Source organism: Virgibacillus dakarensis, assembly GCF_900155625.1.
Lineage (GTDB): Bacteria > Bacillota > Bacilli > Bacillales > Amphibacillaceae > Lentibacillus_C > Lentibacillus_C populi.
The window spans coordinates 79,510-99,802 of sequence record NZ_LT732553.1; the positions used below are offsets into that span (position 1 = coordinate 79,510).

Annotated in this window: 14 protein-coding genes and 1 pseudogene; 12 read left to right on the plus strand and 3 right to left on the minus strand. The window is 40.7% G+C overall.

The features are described from left to right. The first annotated feature begins 100 nt into the window (after positions 1 to 100). The 4 genes from CZ382_RS00530 to CZ382_RS00545 all read left to right on the plus strand — a co-directional run bounded on the left by CZ382_RS00530 (position 101) and on the right by CZ382_RS00545 (position 5,961). Entirely contained in the window at positions 101 to 1,183 is a 1,083-nt protein-coding gene (locus tag CZ382_RS00530; protein WP_088049314.1) for a C45 family autoproteolytic acyltransferase/hydolase, read from the plus strand. A gap of 14 nt (positions 1,184 to 1,197) precedes the next feature. Beyond that, on the plus strand, positions 1,198 to 2,607 hold the full coding sequence (locus CZ382_RS00535; protein WP_088049315.1) for an NAD-dependent succinate-semialdehyde dehydrogenase: 1,410 nt from the start codon (positions 1,198 to 1,200) through the stop codon (positions 2,605 to 2,607). Positions 2,608 to 2,728: 121 nt separating this feature from the next. Continuing rightward, on the plus strand, positions 2,729 to 4,297 hold the full coding sequence (locus tag CZ382_RS00540; protein WP_088049316.1) for a bifunctional GNAT family N-acetyltransferase/carbon-nitrogen hydrolase family protein: 1,569 nt from the start codon (positions 2,729 to 2,731) through the stop codon (positions 4,295 to 4,297). Positions 4,298 to 4,335: 38 nt separating this feature from the next. Next, on the plus strand, positions 4,336 to 5,961 hold the full coding sequence (locus tag CZ382_RS00545) for an amidohydrolase (protein ID WP_088049317.1): 1,626 nt from the start codon (positions 4,336 to 4,338) through the stop codon (positions 5,959 to 5,961). Positions 5,962 to 6,170: 209 nt separating this feature from the next. On the opposite strand, the gene CZ382_RS00550 is transcribed toward CZ382_RS00545, so the two are convergent. Both CZ382_RS00550 and CZ382_RS00555 read right to left on the minus strand, forming a co-directional pair. After that, entirely contained in the window at positions 6,171 to 7,187 is a 1,017-nt protein-coding gene (locus CZ382_RS00550; RefSeq protein WP_088049318.1) for a serine hydrolase domain-containing protein, read from the minus strand. Positions 7,188 to 7,613: 426 nt separating this feature from the next. After that, positions 7,614 to 8,354, minus strand: a pseudogene (locus CZ382_RS00555) (MerR family transcriptional regulator). 1,018 nt (positions 8,355 to 9,372) lie between these two features. Between CZ382_RS00555 and CZ382_RS00565 the strand changes: the two are divergent. Both CZ382_RS00565 and CZ382_RS00570 read left to right on the plus strand, forming a co-directional pair. Continuing rightward, a protein-coding gene (locus tag CZ382_RS00565) for an IS3 family transposase (RefSeq protein ID WP_088049320.1) occupies positions 9,373 to 10,604 on the plus strand; the annotation gives its coding sequence in 2 pieces (ribosomal slippage) (positions 9,373 to 9,643 and positions 9,643 to 10,604; 1,233 coding nt in all). Positions 10,605 to 10,838: 234 nt separating this feature from the next. Beyond that, a complete protein-coding gene (locus CZ382_RS00570) occupies positions 10,839 to 12,011 on the plus strand; it encodes an MFS transporter (RefSeq protein WP_088050929.1) in 1,173 nt (390 codons plus the stop codon). 281 nt (positions 12,012 to 12,292) lie between these two features. Here CZ382_RS00570 and CZ382_RS00575 read toward each other — a convergent pair whose 3' ends face one another. After that, complete coding sequence (locus CZ382_RS00575) at positions 12,293 to 13,141, minus strand: C40 family peptidase (protein ID WP_088049321.1); 849 nt, start codon at positions 13,139 to 13,141, stop codon at positions 12,293 to 12,295. A 305-nt stretch (positions 13,142 to 13,446) separates the two neighbouring features. On the opposite strand from CZ382_RS00575, the gene CZ382_RS00580 reads away from it, so the two are divergent. From CZ382_RS00580 to CZ382_RS00605, 6 genes are all read left to right on the plus strand, one after another. Beyond that, a complete protein-coding gene (locus CZ382_RS00580; protein ID WP_088049322.1) occupies positions 13,447 to 14,094 on the plus strand; it encodes a response regulator in 648 nt (215 codons plus the stop codon). Next, positions 14,095 to 15,219, plus strand: coding sequence for a sensor histidine kinase (locus CZ382_RS00585; protein WP_088049323.1), 1,125 nt, complete (start codon positions 14,095 to 14,097; stop codon positions 15,217 to 15,219). It begins immediately after the preceding gene. Between the two features lie 127 nt (positions 15,220 to 15,346). Beyond that, the gene (locus CZ382_RS00590) at positions 15,347 to 16,285 is read left to right on the plus strand and encodes an ABC transporter ATP-binding protein (RefSeq protein ID WP_088049324.1); all 939 of its coding nucleotides are present in this window, start codon (positions 15,347 to 15,349) and stop codon (positions 16,283 to 16,285) included. Positions 16,286 to 16,302: 17 nt separating this feature from the next. Then, the gene (locus CZ382_RS00595; protein WP_088049325.1) at positions 16,303 to 17,421 is read left to right on the plus strand and encodes an ABC transporter permease; all 1,119 of its coding nucleotides are present in this window, start codon (positions 16,303 to 16,305) and stop codon (positions 17,419 to 17,421) included. Beyond that, positions 17,422 to 18,564, plus strand: a complete 1,143-nt coding sequence (locus CZ382_RS00600) for an ABC transporter permease (protein WP_088049326.1) — start codon at positions 17,422 to 17,424, stop codon at positions 18,562 to 18,564. Positions 18,565 to 18,746: 182 nt separating this feature from the next. Further along, positions 18,747 to 19,994 carry a YeeE/YedE family protein gene (locus CZ382_RS00605; RefSeq protein ID WP_088049327.1) on the plus strand — a complete coding sequence of 416 codons (1,248 nt, stop codon included), beginning with the start codon at positions 18,747 to 18,749 and terminating at the stop codon, positions 19,992 to 19,994. Positions 19,995 to 20,293 lie beyond the last annotated feature (299 nt).

Consider the following 20,293-nt stretch of genomic DNA (forward strand, 5'->3'; position numbering starts at 1 on the left):
ATTGTTTTTGCAAGAGGATAAAACAGGAGAGTTGGAATTGGTCATCTTTTCAAAAGGTTCAATTCCAACATCTCACCTCTAGTATGGAAGGGGCGGGAAAATGATCAAAAGTCTGACACTTGCTGGGTCTGCTAAAGAAATTGGAAGAGAACATGGTCATCAAGGAAAAGAAGAAGTAATTCAAAGCCTGAAAACGTATGAAAAACTGTTTCACGGGTATCAGCATATTAGCTGGAAGGATGCCAGGGAACGAGCGCTTGCTCATTTACAAGCCATTGAGAAGCATGATTTGCAAATGGTAGAGGAAATGGAAGGGATTGCTGAGGGTGCGGGTGTTGACTTTGAAGATATATTGGCATTAAATGCTCGAAGTGAAATTGCTTTGGCAGGTTATAAAGGATCAGCCTTCTCTGATGGCTGCACAGCTATTGCAGTAATGCCGCCGGTGACAGATGATACGATCATCGGCCAGAATTGGGACTGGAAAGGAACACAAAAGAATAGCCTGCTGCTGCTTGACATTCAGAGCGATACAAAACCAGCTGTGAAAATGGTTACAGAGGGTGGGATTATCGGAAAAATTGGTTTTAATTCAGCGGGGGTAGGTGTTTGTTTTAATGCATTAATTACCGATAAAAAATCAGAAGGTTTACCAATTCATCTAGGATTGCGGGCTGTCTTAAATTCCTATTCTTTGACGGAAGCGATCTCGAAGATTAAAGATGGGAAAATTGCTGCTGCAGCAAGTTTTTTAATTGGCAGTGATGAGGGAAATGGAAATGGAATGGCTGTCAATGCGGAGGTTTCTCCGTTTGGAATTGATTATATCGGTGGTGATGATGGTAAGCTCGTACATACGAACCACATTTGCTCGGATTCTATTAAACAACATTTACAAGACATGAATGAGTTTAAGTACGACGATTCCATGCTTCGAAAACGGAGGGCGGAACAACTCATCAATACGGCCATTGCAAAACAACAATCGATTAATGAGGGATCATTCCAAGAATGGCTTGCTGATGAATTTAATGCCCCGAATTCTATTAATCATTTTCCAAACGAGTTAGCTCCAGAACATCGCAGGATGGAGACGGTCTTTTCGGTCATTATGAATCTATCGAAGCGGAAAATGCTGCTTTGTATCGGAAAACCATCTGAAGGTAAATTTGTAGAAATATAGGAGGGGGAAATCACATGGTTTATATAAATGGAGAATGGAGACAATCCAACGAAACAATAGATGTTATGAACCCGGCGACAGGAGAATTGATCACCTCTGTGGTAACTGTTGGCAGAGCAGAAACCAAAGAAGCTATTACATGTGCCAAGGAGGCATTTTCTGCCTGGAAGAAAACAACGGGTGATCAACGAAGCTATTATTTGGCAGAGGCTGTCCGTATAATGAAGGAACGAAAGGATGAATTGGCGGAAACGATTACAAAAGAAAACGGAAAACCACTTGTCGATGCCAAAAGCGAGGTTAATAGTGCTATTAACTATCTTAATTGGTATGCCGAGGAAGCGAAAAGGGTGTATGGAGATACTATTCCCGCGTCCCATCCTGATAAACACTTAATGGTCATTCGTCAGCCAATCGGGGTGGCAGCAGCGATTACCCCGTGGAATTTTCCAATGTCCATGATCACACGAAAAATCGCCCCGGCACTCGCTGCTGGATGTACAATCGTGCTCAAGCCGGCACCAGCAACCCCCTTATCAGCGATTAAAGTGTTTGAATGTTTTCATGAAGCTGGATTACCAAAAGGGGTGGCGAACCTTGTGATTGGTCCAGCAGAGGAAGTCGGCGGGGAAATGACGAGCAATCCTGACGTACGAAAAATTACCTTTACCGGATCAACAGCTGTTGGCAAGAAGCTCATCCGTGATTCAGCTGACACGGTGAAGAAGATCTCCATGGAGCTTGGCGGCCATGCACCGCTTATTGTTTTTGAGGATGCTGACCTGGATGCAGCAGTCGAAGGTGTCCTGCTTTCAAAGTTTAAAAACACCGGTCAAACTTGTATCAGTACAAACCGGGTATATGTTTCTGAAGATATAGCAGAAGAATTCGGGGAAAAGCTGGCGGAAAAAGTTTCAAAATTAAAGGTAGGTAACGGATTGGAAAGTGGAGTCGATGTTGGCCCGCTTATTAATGATGCAGCTTTAGCAAAGGTTTCAAGTCATGTAGAAGATGCCAAAAAACATAACGGAAAGGTACTCTGCGGTGGAAAAACGGTTGGCAGCCAAAATTTCTATGAACCTACTGTTATTCATTACGCTAATGATAAAATGAAGATCGCCACAGAAGAAACATTTGGTCCTGTAGCGCCAATCTTTACGTTTAAAACGGAAGAAGAAGTGGTGGAAAGGGCTAACCACGCTTCTTATGGGTTGGCGGCGTATTGTTTCACGAAGGACTTGGGCCGTGGACTTCGGATGATGCATGAGTTGGAGTTCGGAATTGTTGGTATTAACGATCCAACGCCAATTACCATTCAGGCTCCATTTGGCGGGGTGAAAGAGAGTGGTATTGGTAAAGAAGGCGGAAAATATGGACTTTTAGAGTATTTGGAAGAAAAATATGTTTCCATTAAGGCAAATTAATTCACGTGAACAAACCTTTTCCTAGATGCATAAAAGAATCAGATTTTATTATGAATAAACTTTTGATAGCTATTATAAAACCCTGCCAATTAGTTTAAGGTGCCGAGAGGAGGAACCCATCGTGTCGAGTGTAGATTTATCCCATATGGAGAAAAAACTAATTGTTCGCCAAACAAAGCATGAAGATATAGAAGATATTATTAAAATGAATCAACTCGGATTCGGTAATCCGGATATTGCGTTTAAACGGGAACATTTTGAGAGCCAATTAAAAATTTTCCCTGAAGGGCAAGCTTGTATTGAATATGATGGGGAAATTGTTGGCTCTTGTTCGAGTATTATCGTGAATTTTGATGAATATGGGGAAGATCATTCATTTGATGAGATTGCCGATGAAGGTTTTATTCGTAATCATAATCCAAATGGGAAAAATTTGTACGGAATTGAAGTTGTTGTTCATCCGGATTACCGGCATATGAAAATTGGACGGAGATTGTACGAAGCACGACGCAATATTTGTCAAAAGTTCAATTTAAAAAGTATTTTATTTGGCGGCCGGATCCCCAATTTTCATCTTTACGCAGACCAAATGACTGTAGATGAGTATACGGACCAAGTAATGAAACGAAACCTTTACGACCCGGTACTCACCTTTCAACTAATGAATGGTTTTAAATTAAGAAAAGTGATGCCGAATTATTTACCAGATGACTATGATTCATTAAAATATGCGACTTTGATGGAATGGCACAATCCGGATTACTTGGCAACATTGTCAGATCAAAATTATAAGCGTTCCTTGCCTGTAAGAAATTCAGCGATTCAATACCCAATGAAGGGGATTAAATCATTTGAGGATTTTGCGGCTCAAAGTGAATATTATGTGGATGCAAGTTCAAAGATACGTTCCGATTTTGTTGTTTTTCCGGAGCTATTCACCATGCAGCTGTTGTCATTTCTTGGCGAAACAGTTCCGAGTAAACAGGTGAGGAAAGTCGCAGCATATACGGAGGACTATATACAACTATTTACCAGTCTTGCAATTCGATATAGTATCAATATCGTGGCCGGATCACATATCGTTGCCGAAAGTGATTCGGTGTATAATGTCGCTTATCTGTTCCACCGCAATGGGACGATTGATAAACAATATAAGCTTCACATCTCATCAGATGAGCAGAAATGGTGGGGGATTCAATCCGGTAATGAAGTGAATGTTTTCGATACAGATTGTGGAAAAGTTGCCATTTTAATCGGATATGATATCCAATTTCCAGAGTTGGCGCGAATCGCAGTAGAACGTGGTGCACAATTGATTTTCACACCGTATACTTCGACAGACAAACAAGACTATTTAAGGATTCGTTACTGTGCGCAGGCAAGGGCTGTTGAAAATCAGGCCATCGTTATTACTGCAGGTGCAGTTGGCAATCTAACTCAGGTTTATCATATGAATACCCACTATGCACAATCGGCTATTTTTTCACCAATTGATTATGCCTTTTCCGAAAATGGAATTATTGGAGAGAGTGATCCTAATACGGAGACAATGGTCGTTGGAGAGGTAGATCTTGAATCACTGCGGCGCAATCGTTTAGTCGGAACAGTTACACCGTTTAAGGATCAGAGAAGGGATCTTTATCAGGGAGAAATAGTGGGAACGCCAAACATAACAACTGTAAATTCTTAATCAAATTGGCCCGTTAGTAAATTAGGGGGAGGAAGCAAATGCATTCGTTTGAAAAGGCAGATCTCATATTAAATAGTGAAGCGATATTTACCGGAGTTGAGGACAAACCGATTAGCGGATCGGTGGCAATTAAGGGGCGTTATATTTTGGCAGTGGGATCCAATGAAGAAATAAAGGACTTCATCGGGCCAAATACAAAGGTTCTTCACTATGGGGAAAAATTAATTATGCCTGGTTTTCAGGATTTTCACCTGCATTTATTTCTTGGGAGTCTATCGCAGGACAGTGTATCACTGATTGGTGCAAAGTCTGAGCAGGAAACGGCTGAAATGGTCAAGATATTTGCTGACAGTCGGCCTGATGATCCTTGGGTGATTGGCTTCAGCTGGTACCATGTATTTTGGGATGATAAAAAACTTCCACATCGTTCAACCCTTGACAAACTTATCCCGGATCGCCCCGTTTTCCTTTTCAATGCGGAATGCCACGGTGCTTGGCTGAATAGTAAAGCACTGGAGCTTATTCATGTTGATCGAAATACACCTGATCCACCTTTTGGCGAGATAACAAGAGACGAAAATGGGGAACCGTCAGGATTTTTATATGAAACAGCGATGGGATTGGCCAAAGAAGCATTTACTAGTATTCCAAGAGTGCGTAAAGAGAGGATACTGCAAAATTTCATGGGGCAAGCAGCTAGATTGGGAATTACAACGGTAAGCGATATGCTTCCGCTTCCTAATCTCGAATTAGGGGATCTTGATCTATATCAAGCGTTTGAAGAAAAAGGGAAATTAACAACCCGTATCCAATTTCTGACCGCATTAAACGGAGATTTGGAGCGACCCAGGATGTTAAGAAAAAAATACAATTCTGATAAACTCATGTTTTCTGGCCTGAAACAATTTTTGGATGGCGTCCCGACTACGTACACCGCCTATCTCTTGGAACCTTATTCGGACCGTCCGGAAACGCGCGGCAATACGCTTATACCGGTCGATGAAGTCAAACAATGGATTGTAGATGCAGATAGCGAAGGCTTTCGTATTCGTCTTCACGCTTGTGGTGATGGTGCAGTCCGTTTAGGATTGGATTCCTTTGAAACAGCACAAACAGTTAATGGAATTCGGGATTCCCGGCATACGATTGAGCATATTGAAGTGATCCATCCAGATGATCTTAATCGTTTTTCTGAATTAGGCGTTATTGCATCTATGCAACCGGAACATTTGGCTGTATCCGATAGGTTTAAGGAAAACGACTACCTTGATCGTTTAGGAAAAACACGCGAACATTTAACCTGGCCGATTAACACTTTGAAACAGCATGGAGCTAAAATGGCATTCGGAACTGATTTCCCTGTCGTTGATTTGGATCCGATGGTGGAAATATATCGTGCCGTGACAAGGGTGTTTAATGACGGGAATCCGGAAGATGGCTGGAATCCGGATGAAAAGATTACATTGGCGGAAGCATTACGTAGTTATACATTAGGATCAGCCTATGGAGGGTTCCGTGAGCATGATTTGGGAACGCTGGAAAAAGGGAAATTAGCTGATGTAATTGTTCTTGACCGTAACTTGTTTGATGTGCCTATTGAACAAATTAGAGAGGCGAAAGTAGAATTAACGGTTATGGATGGAAAGGTTGTATTTCAGGATTGAATTGAGCTGCGGTTTCAGAAATCGATCGGGCGTGCTCTGGAAACGCTCGAGCCGCACACAAATTCGATCGAGGGCACCTTAAATTGATCGAACCGTGCCCAAAGTTGATCGTGCTTGCACCGAAACCGATTGAGCGTATCCCAGAGTCAATCGAACTGCTGGAAAAAAAGGAGAATAACAAAAAGGGAGCCAGCACAGCTCCCTTTTCATCACCTCAATGCTTCCTGTATCCCCGTAATTACCTCATATGCACCGTCCGATTTATTTGAACAAACAACAATATTCAAAGATGTTTCTGGATAAAACACCGCACGAAAGTTTATTCCTGGATCATAGCCCATCAGTATATACTTTACTACTTTATCTTGATCCATTTGCATATACAGCCCATAGCCATAAAAGATATCTTCCTCTACCTGTATCTGTGGGGTCAGAAGTTTTTCCGTCATTTCTTTCGTTAAAAGCTTATAGTTAGATAATTCTTCCCAGCACTTGACCATATCTTCTGCAGTTACATAAGCACCGCCGTCTGAGCCACCTTTTACGGGAATGGAATATATATTTGTTCGGTATCCGCCGTCAGGTTTTTTGATGTAACCATAAGCGACTCTCTCAGGTAAGGAATCCATTTCAAAATAGCCGGAATCATTCATACCGGCTTTCTTAAAGATAAACTGCTCCACATAATCACTAAAAGTGTAGCCAGACACCTGTTCAATAATTAATCCCAGGACAATATATCCTGCATTATTATAGTGAAACGTCGCACCAGCAGGCGATTTCATCTGTTCGTTTTGGAAAAATGGCAGAAAGTCATGCAAACGTCTGATCAGATACATTGGCTTTTGCAGCCAAAGCTCTTCGTAATCATCCATTTCATCTTCATCAAAATAATCTGGTATGCCTGATGTATGAGTAAGTAAATGATGAACGGTGACACCTTCATCAAAATAAGGAAAGGGGATGTCAAGACAATCGACCAGCCTTGTCTCAAATCTCAGCTTCCCTTGCTCGACAAGCTGACAAATCGCTATAGCTGTAAAGATTTTACAACCGGAGGCGATCCCGTACCTTGTTTTTACTTGATTGGCAATTTTCTCCGTACGGTTTGCATAGCCATAACTTTCTGTGAAAACGGAATCTTTTACTTTTACATATACGGTTCCTGAAAAATCCACTTCTTTTTGTATAGCATTTAATCTGTTTATTACGTTTTTGAACTTCATATATATTCTCCTCATTATCTTTTACTTTTACATGTACCGTTTTGTCTTCCACTTTGAAAAAAGATAATGATTAGAGCCTTCAGATTTGATAAATCATAACCATTTTGAAAATTCCCTCCTTTTTTACAAGATTAGCACGGTACGGTGATTCTGTAAATAGTGTAATAAAGATTATAAGTACATGTTATCACCCGCCAATATGCGGTTTTTTAGTTTGAGAAAATGCTTTGCACATAATAGCATACATCTATCTTCAATAGCCTTGGGTTGTTTTCTAGATGAGCGCCCAATCTCGTTTGGATAGCAAGAAAAGAGTCTTTCATCCAGTTTATAGGGGGCAGAATTCAAAAAATCCAATCTCCCTATTTAAGCAGGGTAGATTGGATCTTTATTGTTACAGAAGTCGCTGTTTTGTTCTAAATCATCTTAGGAAGCAAACGCTTCTGCCGCGATACAGAGGTAATAGGCAAGGCCCGTCTGCTGGTTCTCCAGCATGTTAAGATGAAAGTCATCGTGTAAGAAGAACCTGGTTTGGGCTACAAAATCGATTGCCTTAGTTTCATGTCCATGCTGATTCAGAAAATCAAGATGTTCACGGATTAGCTGCTCTACCTTTTCGTCGTTAACGCTTAATCCTTCCCTTAGCGACTTAGCCATCGCGTCCTGAAAATGTTTAGCTTCTAACGCCGCTTCATTCATGGATGGAACGTCTCGCGTTTTTTCCAAGTAAATCGAAGTCGTATTCTTGCTTGAGATGCGCATTTTGTTCCGACAAGGCCGCCTTCCATTCCTCTTCGCTTTTAAAACCGTTAAACATTGCTGATTGATCCATAATTTCTCCTTTCTGAGCATGCCGAATGGATTCATCCAGCGTTTGAATGAGCTGGTCCAGTCTTTGTTTACGGGCAAGAATTAGCTGCTTCTGCCCGGACAAGACGGATATTCGGTCAGGCCCACCATCCAGTAGTTTTTGATCTCTTTGAGGGGAAAATCCAATTCTCGATAAAATAGAATTTGCTGCAGCCGTTCGAGTTCTTTCATTCCATAAAGGCGATAGCCGGCTTCACTCACCTTATATGGATATAAAAGGCCGATTTTGTGATAGTGATGAAGTGTTTTAATCGTTACATTTGCGAATTTAGCCATTTCTTTTACCGTGTAAAGCATTTTAACCACCTCATTTAGTACTTTAAAGGCTTCCCCAAGAGGAGGGTCAACAGTTAAATGAATTTTTTCTAACGTTCTTGTAAAATTGCCTTTTCCTGACTAGCAAATCATAGAAGGACTGCTGTCCCTTTTTCGAGCCTAGATACTGTTCAATCCCATCCAAGATCCTTTCAAGGCCGAAGTCGAAGTCATCTCCAACATTATTTTCCTCCGTGTTCTCTTCCATATAAGCACCCGACATAACGGAAATCCTAGAGAAACTAGACGGGAGGATTATGAAATATTTTTCATTCATAACGATGAATGTCCTCATCAGCCACTTGATTATCAAGTTCGAAGTATTGTGTATAATCAGGGGATTTCTCGCACTTCAGAATAACAATTTCGGCTTGTCAAAGAGTATATCACTCACTCTTGATATGCCCTCCAAAACACTGCATAAATAAAGTATATTCATAGAGATGGATATTAAGCAATTCAGGTGATAAGAACTCCTCAGGTATCCACAAAAGAGTACTCCTTATCCCCGATTAATTATTGGATCGAAATTAGTCCTAATCCTCCTTAACTTTTTTACAGTAATAAGGATTCATATTGTTTTTGACATAGGGCTGTCCAAGAGTCTGCTGAGGATGCTTGGAACAGTTATTGTTTGTTGGTAGCAGGTGCTATTTGCCTTTTTTACGAAAAATAAAGTCGTCGTAAAGGACCTTTTGAACTAAAATATAGTACAATCATGATTGGATTAAATGGATGAAACGATAAGTTCAGAAAGTTATTTTCATCCTGATATGTATGATCATGTTTTTTACAATTTCACGCATACTGTAAGTAATCGTTTATTCTATCTGTAAAAACAAAAATAACAGGATAAAAAAGTTTGACTCTCCCTTATGTGAAGGTTTAAATTATGTTTTACAGTTTATAAAAGGAGTAACATCTCATAAGCCCCTAAATGAACTTGGACACTAAGAGTGGAATGTATTATACTACTTAATGTGTTAGGGAGGCTTACAACATGAAACGCACAAGACATTCAAAAGAATTTAAAATACAGGTTATCAAAGAAGCAATGGAAACAGGAAAAACATCTGTTGTTGCACGCCGTTATGATTTAAATGCCAACATGGTGACACGGTGGGTGCGAGAGTACAAGGACGGCAAGTACGGAGATGTTGATGTGACAACTATTCCAGATCTTGATTCCAAGCAGCTTGCCAATGAGAATGACCATTTGAAAAAAATATTGGGTGAAAAGGATCTCGAAATCGCCGTTTTACGGGATCTTGTAAAAAAGCAGGACCCTCACTTGCTGAAAAAATTAAAGTAGCCGATAAATGGATCCAAAAAGGATATGCCATCAAATTGGTATTGAAAATCGTAAATGTTCCTCGTTCCACATACTATTACCAAAAGAATTACCGTGTGGAAGAGAGGCAAGTGAGTGAGGGCCGTCCAGCACCAGGCTACTCCATCAATGAGGACGGAAAGAAAGTATCCGACGAACAAATCAAAGAATTCTTGTTAGAACTTATATCTGGCGAGTGTAATGGTTATGGTTATCGCAAATTAACCCTGGCCCTACGCCGCGATCAATATAAACTAAAAATCAATAAAAAGAAGGTATACCGCCTTTGTAAGGAGCTAGATATTTTAAAACCACAAAGAAGGAAAAAAATCTCGCATCCTAGGAAACTGGCAAGAAATCGCGTTATTACTGAATCTAATCAGCTCTGGGAGGCAGATATTAAATACGGCTATGTCCACGGTGAAGACCGATTTCTCTTTGTTTTTTCCATTATCGATGTATGTGACAGATCTATCATCAATTATCATATAGGACTGCATTGTACTGCAGTTGATACTGTGCAGATATTAAATCGGGCCTTATTGAAACGACAGTTATTTGAAGCGCAAGAAAAGCCTGTCGTACGTACAGATAACGGACCACAATTCATTTCAAATACATTTGAAGATCATTGTGAGGGTCTAAATGTGGAACATGAGCGTATACCGCCTAAGACGCCAAATATGAATGCCCATATTGAATCATTCCATCGCATCATGGAGGACGATTGTATGTCCCGATTTGAATTTGAAACCTATGGAGAGGCGTATGAAGCAATTACAAATTTCATGGACTTTTACAACAATCGGCGCATTCATTCTAGTATTCGTGACTTAGCACCTAATGAGTTCTACAAGTTACAAAAAGGCAAGAAGGCAGACATAAAGGAAATACGGGTTTAATCCCCCTTCCATTTTTCTTCCTTTTGTCCACGCCTTGAAACCAGCCAATCCTGGAATGGAATCAAGGGCGAAGCGTAGCGAGGGCAAAGCCTTTACCCTTGATGGAATGGAAGCATTGGCTATAATCTCAGGCGGACAAAAGAAGAAGATAAACTGGAGAAAATAACGTAATTTTAAGGAAAAGCTAGTTTAAGAGTGTTATTGTCCAAAATTCGGGGGTTAATCCGACATGGTATGGAGAAAAAACAAACGATGGCACTTGTCATTGTATTAATAAATTTATTTTTGGCATTTTTGGGGATTAGTCTTGTTATTCCCGTTGTACCAACCATTATGAATGAATTACATTTATCCGGTTCGATTGTTGGATATCTTGTTGCAGCATTTGCCTTTTTGCAGCTACTGGCTTCACCGGTTGCTGGGAGATGGGTGGATCGTTTGGGACGAAAAAGAATGATTGTGATTGGATTAGTTATCTTTGCTTTTTCTGAATTTCTGTTCGGCATCGGGCAGGATGTTGTTGTCCTGTTCATTTCCCGCATGTTTGGTGGTGTTAGTGCAGCTTTTATCATGTCCGCCGTTACAGCGTACATTGCCGATATTACGTCACTCGAATATCGCCCGAAGGCACTTGGGTATATGTCAGCAGCCATTAACACTGGATTTATCATTGGACCAGGAGTAGGCGGTTTTTTGGCAGGCATTGGAACGAGAGTGCCGTTTTTCTTTGCTGCTGGTTTCGCGTTGGTAGCAGTTGTACTATCGGTTATTCTGCTACGTGAGCCTGAGCGGCACCATGATGATGTACAGCAGATACCAGGAGCACAAACAACAGGCTGGAAGCGGATATTCGCACCAGTTTATCTCATTTCTTTTTTGATTATCTTTATATTTTCGTTTGGCCTGTCATCGTTTGAATCGTTGTTCTCATTGTTTGCTGACCACAAATTTGGTTTTACACCGACAGATATTGCGATTATGATTTCTGGTGGCGGTATATTGGGTGCGATATTTCAGGTCGTCTTCTTTGGCTATTTTATCAAATGGTTTGGTGAGATTCGTTTAATCCGTTACTGCTTGATTTTCTCGACCGTTTTGGTATTTTTAATGACTCTTGTACACGAATATTACACGATATTGGCTGTTACGGTAACCATTTTTGTCGGCTTTGACTTAATGCGTCCGGCTGTTACCAATTACCTGTCAAGGATTGCGGGAAACGAGCAAGGCTTTGTTGCCGGTATGAATTCCATGTTTACGAGTATTGGTAACGTGATTGGTCCAGTAATTGGCGGGCTTTTGTTTGATATAGATTTGGATTATCCTTTTTACTTTGCAGCTATTTTACTGGCAGTAGGTATTGGCATAACCTTTGCGTGGAAGGACCTCGCCAAAGATCATGCGTAAAAATTATACAATTTGTAAAGTGAAAAACCAATGTTACGAACAAAACGAGAGCAGGCGCATGATATTGATTCATGCACCTGCATTTTTTTGGAATTTCATACAAAACCTTTAATTGCAAAACTTTTAATTGAATTTTTACGTGCCTTGGGAAAAAGGACTTGATAGGTGCCAGCTTTGGGGGAAAGGCATGCATCATTGTAGTGGGACTCTAAAAAAACCTTCCAGTGGAAAAATAGTACGGAATTTCAACTGGAAGGTGTTTAATTCAATACTGGGCTTGTCTATTGAAACGATTTTGCACCAAGATAATGACTTTGCCAATAGCTGTTATCCAAAGATGCAATTTCTACCCCTGTTTCTTCTGTACCTGCATGAATCATTTGGTTGTTGCCAATGTAGATACCGCTGTGAGATACACCGTCTTTATACGTATTCTGGAAAAATACAACATCGCCAGGGCTTGGGTTATCTACAGGCGTACCATTATTTTCCCACATTTCAGCGTGGGTTCTGTCTAATGAGATGCCGACTTGTTCAAATACATAGTTGACGAAACCACTGCTGTCAAACCCTGTTTCAGGCGTTGTTCCGCCAAATAGATAAGGGGTACCAACCAAGCTTTCGGCAATCGAAACAACATCAGACGCTGAAGAAGATGAAGTGTTTACTGTTGCAAATTCTGTTTGCTGGGTAGGTGCCTCGGTAATGGTTAACTCCTCTTCCTCCGTGTTAGATGCAGTATTTAGAGCTTTTTTCGTTTCTGGTCCGACAATTCCGTCGACTGCAAGAGCATTATCCTGTTGAAAATCTCTTACAGCATTATCCGTATTTGGTCCAAAAATTCCGTCAACATTCAGATTGTAACCATGGTTATTTAATGCTGATTGTACATTCGTAACAGCTTTACCTCTGTCACCCGCTGAAATAAGATCTGAACTTATGGTAACAGCGGGTGCAGCTTCCTCATTACCAGCTGCTTCATTAACGGTTGCATTGTTTTGGCTTGTACTCTCATTTGGTGCTGCACCATGAGCAAAAACACTTCCGGCGACCACTGGTGTAAATGCGAGTGACGTGACAAAACCTGTAGATACTATATACTTTTTTAAAGAATGGTTCCTGTTTAACATTATGTACTCTCCCTTGGTGTATTTTTGATTACTAGATTCTATTCTAGCAAATTATATAGATTATTAGATTAGAAAGAGGATACAATTTAATTACAGTTCATTTCAAAATATGACAAAATGTAATCCTATAGTATTGAAGTCTGCATTATGGACTTTTAAATATCTGTGAACGGCTATCTGTTGAACGAAATGGATTCTTCGTATGCAAGGGTACAATTGTGTTTCGTGACGTTGCCAAACATCCCCGTTTCCATTATGATTTATGTAAATTAGATACGTTCGAAATAAACATACCAATGGGAGGGATGCTTGTGGCCATTAAACTAATTATCGCGGATGACAATTCGTTCATCCGGGAAGGACTGAATATCATTCTATCAACCTATGAAGAATTTGAAGTGCTGGTACTGGTGAATGACGGGGATGAAGCTGTGGAATATTGCAAGAACCATGATGTCGATATTGCCTTATTAGACGTACGGATGCCCCGTATGAACGGGGTGGAAGCGACAAAGCAGATTGTGGATACCACGGGAACAAAGCCAGTCATTTTAACGACGTTTGATGATGATGAATACATACTTGGTGCCATCAAAAATGGGGCGAAAGGTTATTTGCTGAAGAATAATGACCCTGAGCGGATACGCGATGCTCTCAAAAGTGTTTATTATGGCACAAGCATTATCCAGGATGAAATGCTGGATAAGCTTAAATCAAGCCTATCCAATAACGAACAGGTTGCTGAGGTAAAGATCGACACAAGCTTATTTACCAAGCGGGAACTGGAAATTATGGCTTTTATTGCGAAGGGTTATTCCAACAAGGAAATAGCTGAACATATGTATATTTCAGGGGGAACGGTGGCCAATTATATCACCACCATTTTGGGGAAAACCGGGTTGAAGCACCGTACGCAAATTGCCGTTTATTACTTAACAGGAAAAGTGTATTAGATGGAAAGATGGGCGATTCTCAATAAGCTGATCCTTATTTTCTTTATGGGGCTGACCCTTATTTATCAGGAAACGATCGGTCTTTCCTGGGCAGTGCTTTTGCTCTTATTGTATCTGTGCATCAATATTTGCTTGCACCTTTCATCCCGGCAGGTGCTTGTTACCCTGTTTTTACTTTTTTCCATGACTTTGTCAATCATGGGAAATGTTCATGTAAGTGCATTATTTATATTGCTGCTACCATTATCAGTTGTGGAATTGCTGGATAAATGGAAGACGCGCACAATTTTGTCTTTTATTCTGGCCATTGTTCCTGTCTTTTACGTGCAGCAAGAAATAAGAGCGATATATGTATTAATAGCAATTTATACATTTTTTACATATACAATGGGGAAATTTTTTCACGAAAAGCTGGTAAAAAAGGAAGAGCAGCTGGATGCAATGCGGATCATGCAGCAAAAACTGATGAAACAAATCAATGAGAATGATGCGTATATGAAGCAATCTGCTTATATGTTTAAATTGGAGGAACGCAACCGAATTTCCCAGGAGATTCATGATGATATCGGTCATGCGATTACGGGAGCGCTTATTCAAATGGAAGCAGCGAAAAGGCTTATGAGAGGCGATCAGGAAAAAGCAGAACAATTATTGCAAAATGCGATTGGGATTACCCAGGACGGCATTGAGAGCATTCGATTGACATTAAAAAATCTGAAACCGTCAATCGAGCAGGTGGGGATTAACCGTTTAAAACTGTATATTGATGAATTTCAAGCCAGACACGATAAGCGTACTATGCTGACCTATAGAGGGAATATGGACCGAATTACACACATGCAGTGGAAGATTATCCAAGAGAATGTGACAGAAGCACTTACCAATTCGTTGAAATATGCGGAGGCGAGTACTCTGATTGCAGTTGATGTAAACGTCCTGAATAAGCTGATTCGGATTGTTGTGAAGGATAATGGCAAGGGCGCAGCTAAAATCGAAAAGGGGCTGGGAATTATCGGGATGGAAGAACGAACAGCTACGCTCGACGGAAAAATCATTATTGATGGCAATGACGGATTTTCTGTGACAACCCTGCTGCCGATTCAACAAGATGAAGGTAAATCATGAAAAACTTCATATCAAGTCATGAAAGAATGCACTTATGCCAGTGCGTTCTTTTTTTTATAATTAAAGCATCAATAAAAAAGCAAGTGCAGTCTTATTGACAACTGACACCAATCGGAGAGGTGAAGAGATGAATATTTTAGAAATACAAGATCTGACGAAAAAATTTGATGATTTTATCGCTGTTGATGACATGTCACTAGCGATTGCGGAGGGAGAGATATTTGGTTTTCTGGGGTCGAATGGAGCTGGTAAGAGTACGACGATCAATATGATCACCGGCCTTTTGCGCAAAAACAAAGGATCAATCATGATTCTGGGGAAAGAAACGAGCAAAGATAGCGAGTTTGTCAAGCGGCATATCGGACTGATACCTCAGGAAATAGCAATTTATGAGGATTTAACCGCCTATGAAAATGTGAAATTTTTCGCTGGTTTGTATGGCTTGCGCGGTGGTGAGTTGCACGATCGGACGGTAGAAGCGTTGGAATTTGTCGGTCTAACCGAAAAGCAGAAAAGTTATCCCAAAACATTTTCCGGCGGGATGAAGCGTCGGTTAAATATCGCCTGTGCCATTGCCCATCAGCCGAAATTGATTATTATGGATGAACCAACTGTCGGGATTGATCCGCAATCGAGAAAATATATATTGCAGTCGGTCCACAAGCTGAATGAAATGGGATGCACGATCATTTATACGAGTCACTACATGGAAGAAGTTGAGGAAATATGCAGTAGGATTGCGATTATCGATCATGGAAAAATTATAGCAGAAGGAACGAAGGAGCAACTAAAATCGCTCATTACAGATTCCAAACTTATCTTTATCGAGGTAAAGTCGCAAGAAGCGATTGACGTGGATACTATTTATAAGATCCAAGGGGTGACAGACGTAAAAGTGGATGAAAATACGGTACAAATTCATACAGAGTTAGGCGTGAACAACTTAAATCAAATCATTGACTATTTTATCCGTAATCAATTAGAAATCCGGTCACTCGATGAAAAGGAACCAAATTTGGAAACGGTATTTTTAACGTTGACCGGCAGAAATTTACGGGATTCGTAACGAAGGGGGCAAATACGATGAACATGCTGCAAATAGCCTGGAAGGAAATCAAACATGAATTTCGTGACATTCGGACACTGGTATTTATGCTTGCTTTCCCCATTGTACTCATGCTTGTGCTTGGTACGGCATTGACGGGAGCATTCAACGAAGATATTTCGATTGATGATATGGATGTGTTGTATGAGAATACGAATGACAGCCTTTCTGAACCGTTTAAGGCATTTACAGAGGAAGTGGAACAATCAGGGATTCATTTTAAACCGCTCCCGGATGGTATGAACGGTAAAGAACAGGTGGAGCAAGGAAAAGTGGATGGGTACGTTTCTGTCGATCAGTCGGGATTTCATCTATTTGTGAATGATCAAAGCAGTATAGAAGGAAGTATTTTACAGGGGGCACTTGCTTCTTTTGTGGACCGGTACAATCTGGTGTCTGAGATTACCAAGGTGGCTCCTGAAAAGGCTGAGATCGTATTTTCGAATGCAGTCAAACATGATTACATCGATGATCATGCACTCGTACCGAAAAAACAACCTGGTTCGATGGATTATTATGCGATTGTAATGACAACGATGATTGCATTGTATGCGGCCATGTCGGGAAGTCAACTGATTGCCCATGAACGTTCGCGTAAAACTGCGAGCCGATTAATCGTGGCACCAATTCATAAACGGGACATTTTTATTGGCAAAGTAATGGGCAGTATTGTCATTAATATGGCTTGTATTATGTTGGTGGTCGCCTTTAGTAAGCTTGTGTTTCATGCCAATTGGGGAGAGCATTTGGGCTTGGTATTTCTCGTACTGCTGACAGAAATCATTTTTGCCGTTAGCTTTGGAGTTGGGGTTTCTTTTTTAATCAAAACGCCTGCAGCGCCAACAATGGTGGTCTTGATTGTCGTCCAGTTGGCATCGCTTTTTGGAGGGGCCTATTTTCCAATTGAGAATCCAGAAGGTATATTAAAAGTTATCAGCAGCCTGTCTCCGCTGACATTGGAAAATAAAGCTGTTTTCAATCTCGTTTATGCAAATGATTCATCTTTCATAATGCCAGCGATCGTCATGAATATTGGGCTTGCCTTCCTATTTTTACTGATTTCGACGGCATCATTTCGACGGGGGGAGGGAATATAAATGGGAGATATTTTATGGTTAATGCGTAAAACATTACGGACCACATTCCGAAAAAAGGGAAATATTTTATTATATTTGGTCACACCACTTGTAGGCATCTTTATTGCGCTACTTGCTAACGGAGATCAAGGGAGTGAATTGACCCTTGGTGTGGTCAATCATGATAATAAGCAAATTTCTATGGAGACGATTTCCTTTTTAAAAGGACTAGACAATATCAGGGTGAAGGAAATACAGGAGGAAGATGTAAAGGAACATGTGATATCGGGAAAGGTTGACAGTGTTATTACCTTTGAACAAGGCTATTCCGAAAGTGTGTTAACTGGAGAACCAGATTCACTTGACCTGACATCGATTAAAGGGGAAAGTGTTACAGGTTTTGTCAAATCATATTTGTATCAGTATATCGATAACCTGACTGCGCTTAGCAAGGCAGCTGAAGGGGAACTGGATACATTTAGCAGCTTGTATCATGATTATAAGCAAACGGACTTTCAGTTGAATACGACTGCGCTTGAGGATTCATCTACCAGCAAATCGATGACATTGTCTGCCCTTGGTTTTTTGATCATGATCATGATGATATCAGCCGCTAACCTATCAGAAATTATTTTGGCGGAAAAGGCAAATCGCACATACTTTCGATTATTGTCCACACCAATTTCGGCACGAAAATATATTTTTTCCAATGTACTTGTCAATATGATGGTCATGCTCGTTCAAGTCGTTATTACGCTTGCTTTTCTGTCCTATGTCTTTCATATTGATTTAAATATTTCCCTTTGGAAGGCGTTACTGGTGATGGCGATATTTTCGCTGATCTCGGTTGGAGTGTCGTTGGTTATTGTAGCGTTCTCCAATAGCCGGGGTGCAGCAAATGCCCTAACTAATTTGATTATCATGCCGACTGTCATGTTGTCGGGTTGTTTTTGGCCGGTAGAAGTCATGCCGGAATCGGTTCAGAAAATATCCGAGTTTCTGCCGCAGCGCTGGACGTTGGATACGTTGACGAAACTGCAGGAAGGGAGCAGCTTTGGCAGTTTGTATTTAAACATTTTAATTTTATTCGCTTTTGCAGCTGCATTTTTTCTCATCGCTATATATAAATTTAGCCGCAATAATAGCACGAAGAGTTTTATTTAAAAGAGAAAACCTCCATATACGGGTAACGTGCCCGGTATGGAGGATTTTTTATGGATGAGGTGGAAGGAGCGTTCATGAATATAACGGGGGTAGGGACTGACTATTTACAATCCCGCAAAAATGTATTACAATAATCGTTACTATTAAATACAAGTAATTTTATCAGAATTGGAGGAATTGGGATGGCACAAGAAGCACACGCTTTACATTATGAGAAAAAACAGCCAACAACGATCGTAACAAATCTTGACCCGATTCAACGGCCATTTGTATGGATTGGTTCGATCGCGGCCATTATATTATTAGCAATGATTGTTATTAGTTCGGGCGCCGTACAAGGAGTTTTATATTTGCTAGGCATCGCTTTGGGGGTTACATTACTGCATGCACGTTTTGGTTTCACTTCAGCCTTTAGACGATTGGTCTCAGTGGGTAATGTGCAAGGATTGCAAGCCCACATGATCATGCTTGCCGTAGCATCTATATTATTTGCCATTATCTTAAGTACTGGTTTCAGTTTTACCGGAGAAACGCCAACAGGAAATATTTCGCCAGTCGGAGTTAGTATCATTGTTGGTTCTTTCCTATTTGGCATCGGTATGCAAATGGGAAATGGCTGTGCATCCGGAACATTATATAATTTGGGTGGCGGAAAGTCTTCCATGGTACTCACGTTGATTAGCTTTATTGCCGGATCTGTCATTGGGGCATATCACCTTGGTTTTTGGCTTGACCTGCCATCACTGCCACCACTTTCTTTAGCTGAATCAACTGGCTTGGGCTATTTTGGCGGATTGCTGGTGCAACTGCTTATTTTCTTTGGTATTTATGGTGTTACAGTAAAAATTGCTAATAAGAGAAAACCGCCACAAATGAAGCCGCTCGCTACAACAGCAGGAGTCAAAAAATTATGGCGCGGTGCATGGCCGCTAGTAACCGCGGGTGTTGTTCTCGCTGTACTTAATGCACTGGTGCTTACTGTAAGAGGGACACCTTGGGGCGTTACGTCTGCTTTCGTCCTTTGGGGATCCAAATTCCTGCAATTTTTCGGTGTCGATGTCGCAGGCTGGTCGTATTGGCAAGACAATACACAGGCACTTCAGCAAACCGTACTTGCCGATTCTACAAGTGTATTGAACTTTGGAATTATCCTTGGTGCCTTTATTGCCGCTGCTTTCCAGGGCAATTTCAAGCCGGGAAAAATCAAACCTGGTGTAGCTACTTCGTCGATTATCGGCGGTCTTCTGATGGGTTACGGTGCAAGACTGGCATTTGGCTGTAACATTGGTGCCTATTTTAGCGGGATTGCCTCATTCAGTCTGCATGGCTGGGTTTGGATGGTGATGGCACTCGCAGGATCCTATTTCGGTTTATATTTCCGGAAAATTTTCGGACTTAAAAATCCACGCAAAAATGATTCGTTCTGTTGATTCATTTTTCCATATACAAGTTTGTTGTGATACGATGGTGAACCGGTTGGGTTGGTGCGACCTGAAAATAAACAATTCATTGATCACTAGCAAATGAAATATTATAGACATGAACCCTGGGATATTTACTAGTTTATTGATATAGTGAGCTGAGCTACTTGTAACACCTCGCTATTGTAGTTTTGTTTAAAAGAAAAATCCTTCATACGGGATGCGTGTCCGGTGTGAAGGATTTTTATAAATATCAGGATGTTCATAAATCTCTTTTGCTTATTAATTTTAATTCATGTGGGCTAAGC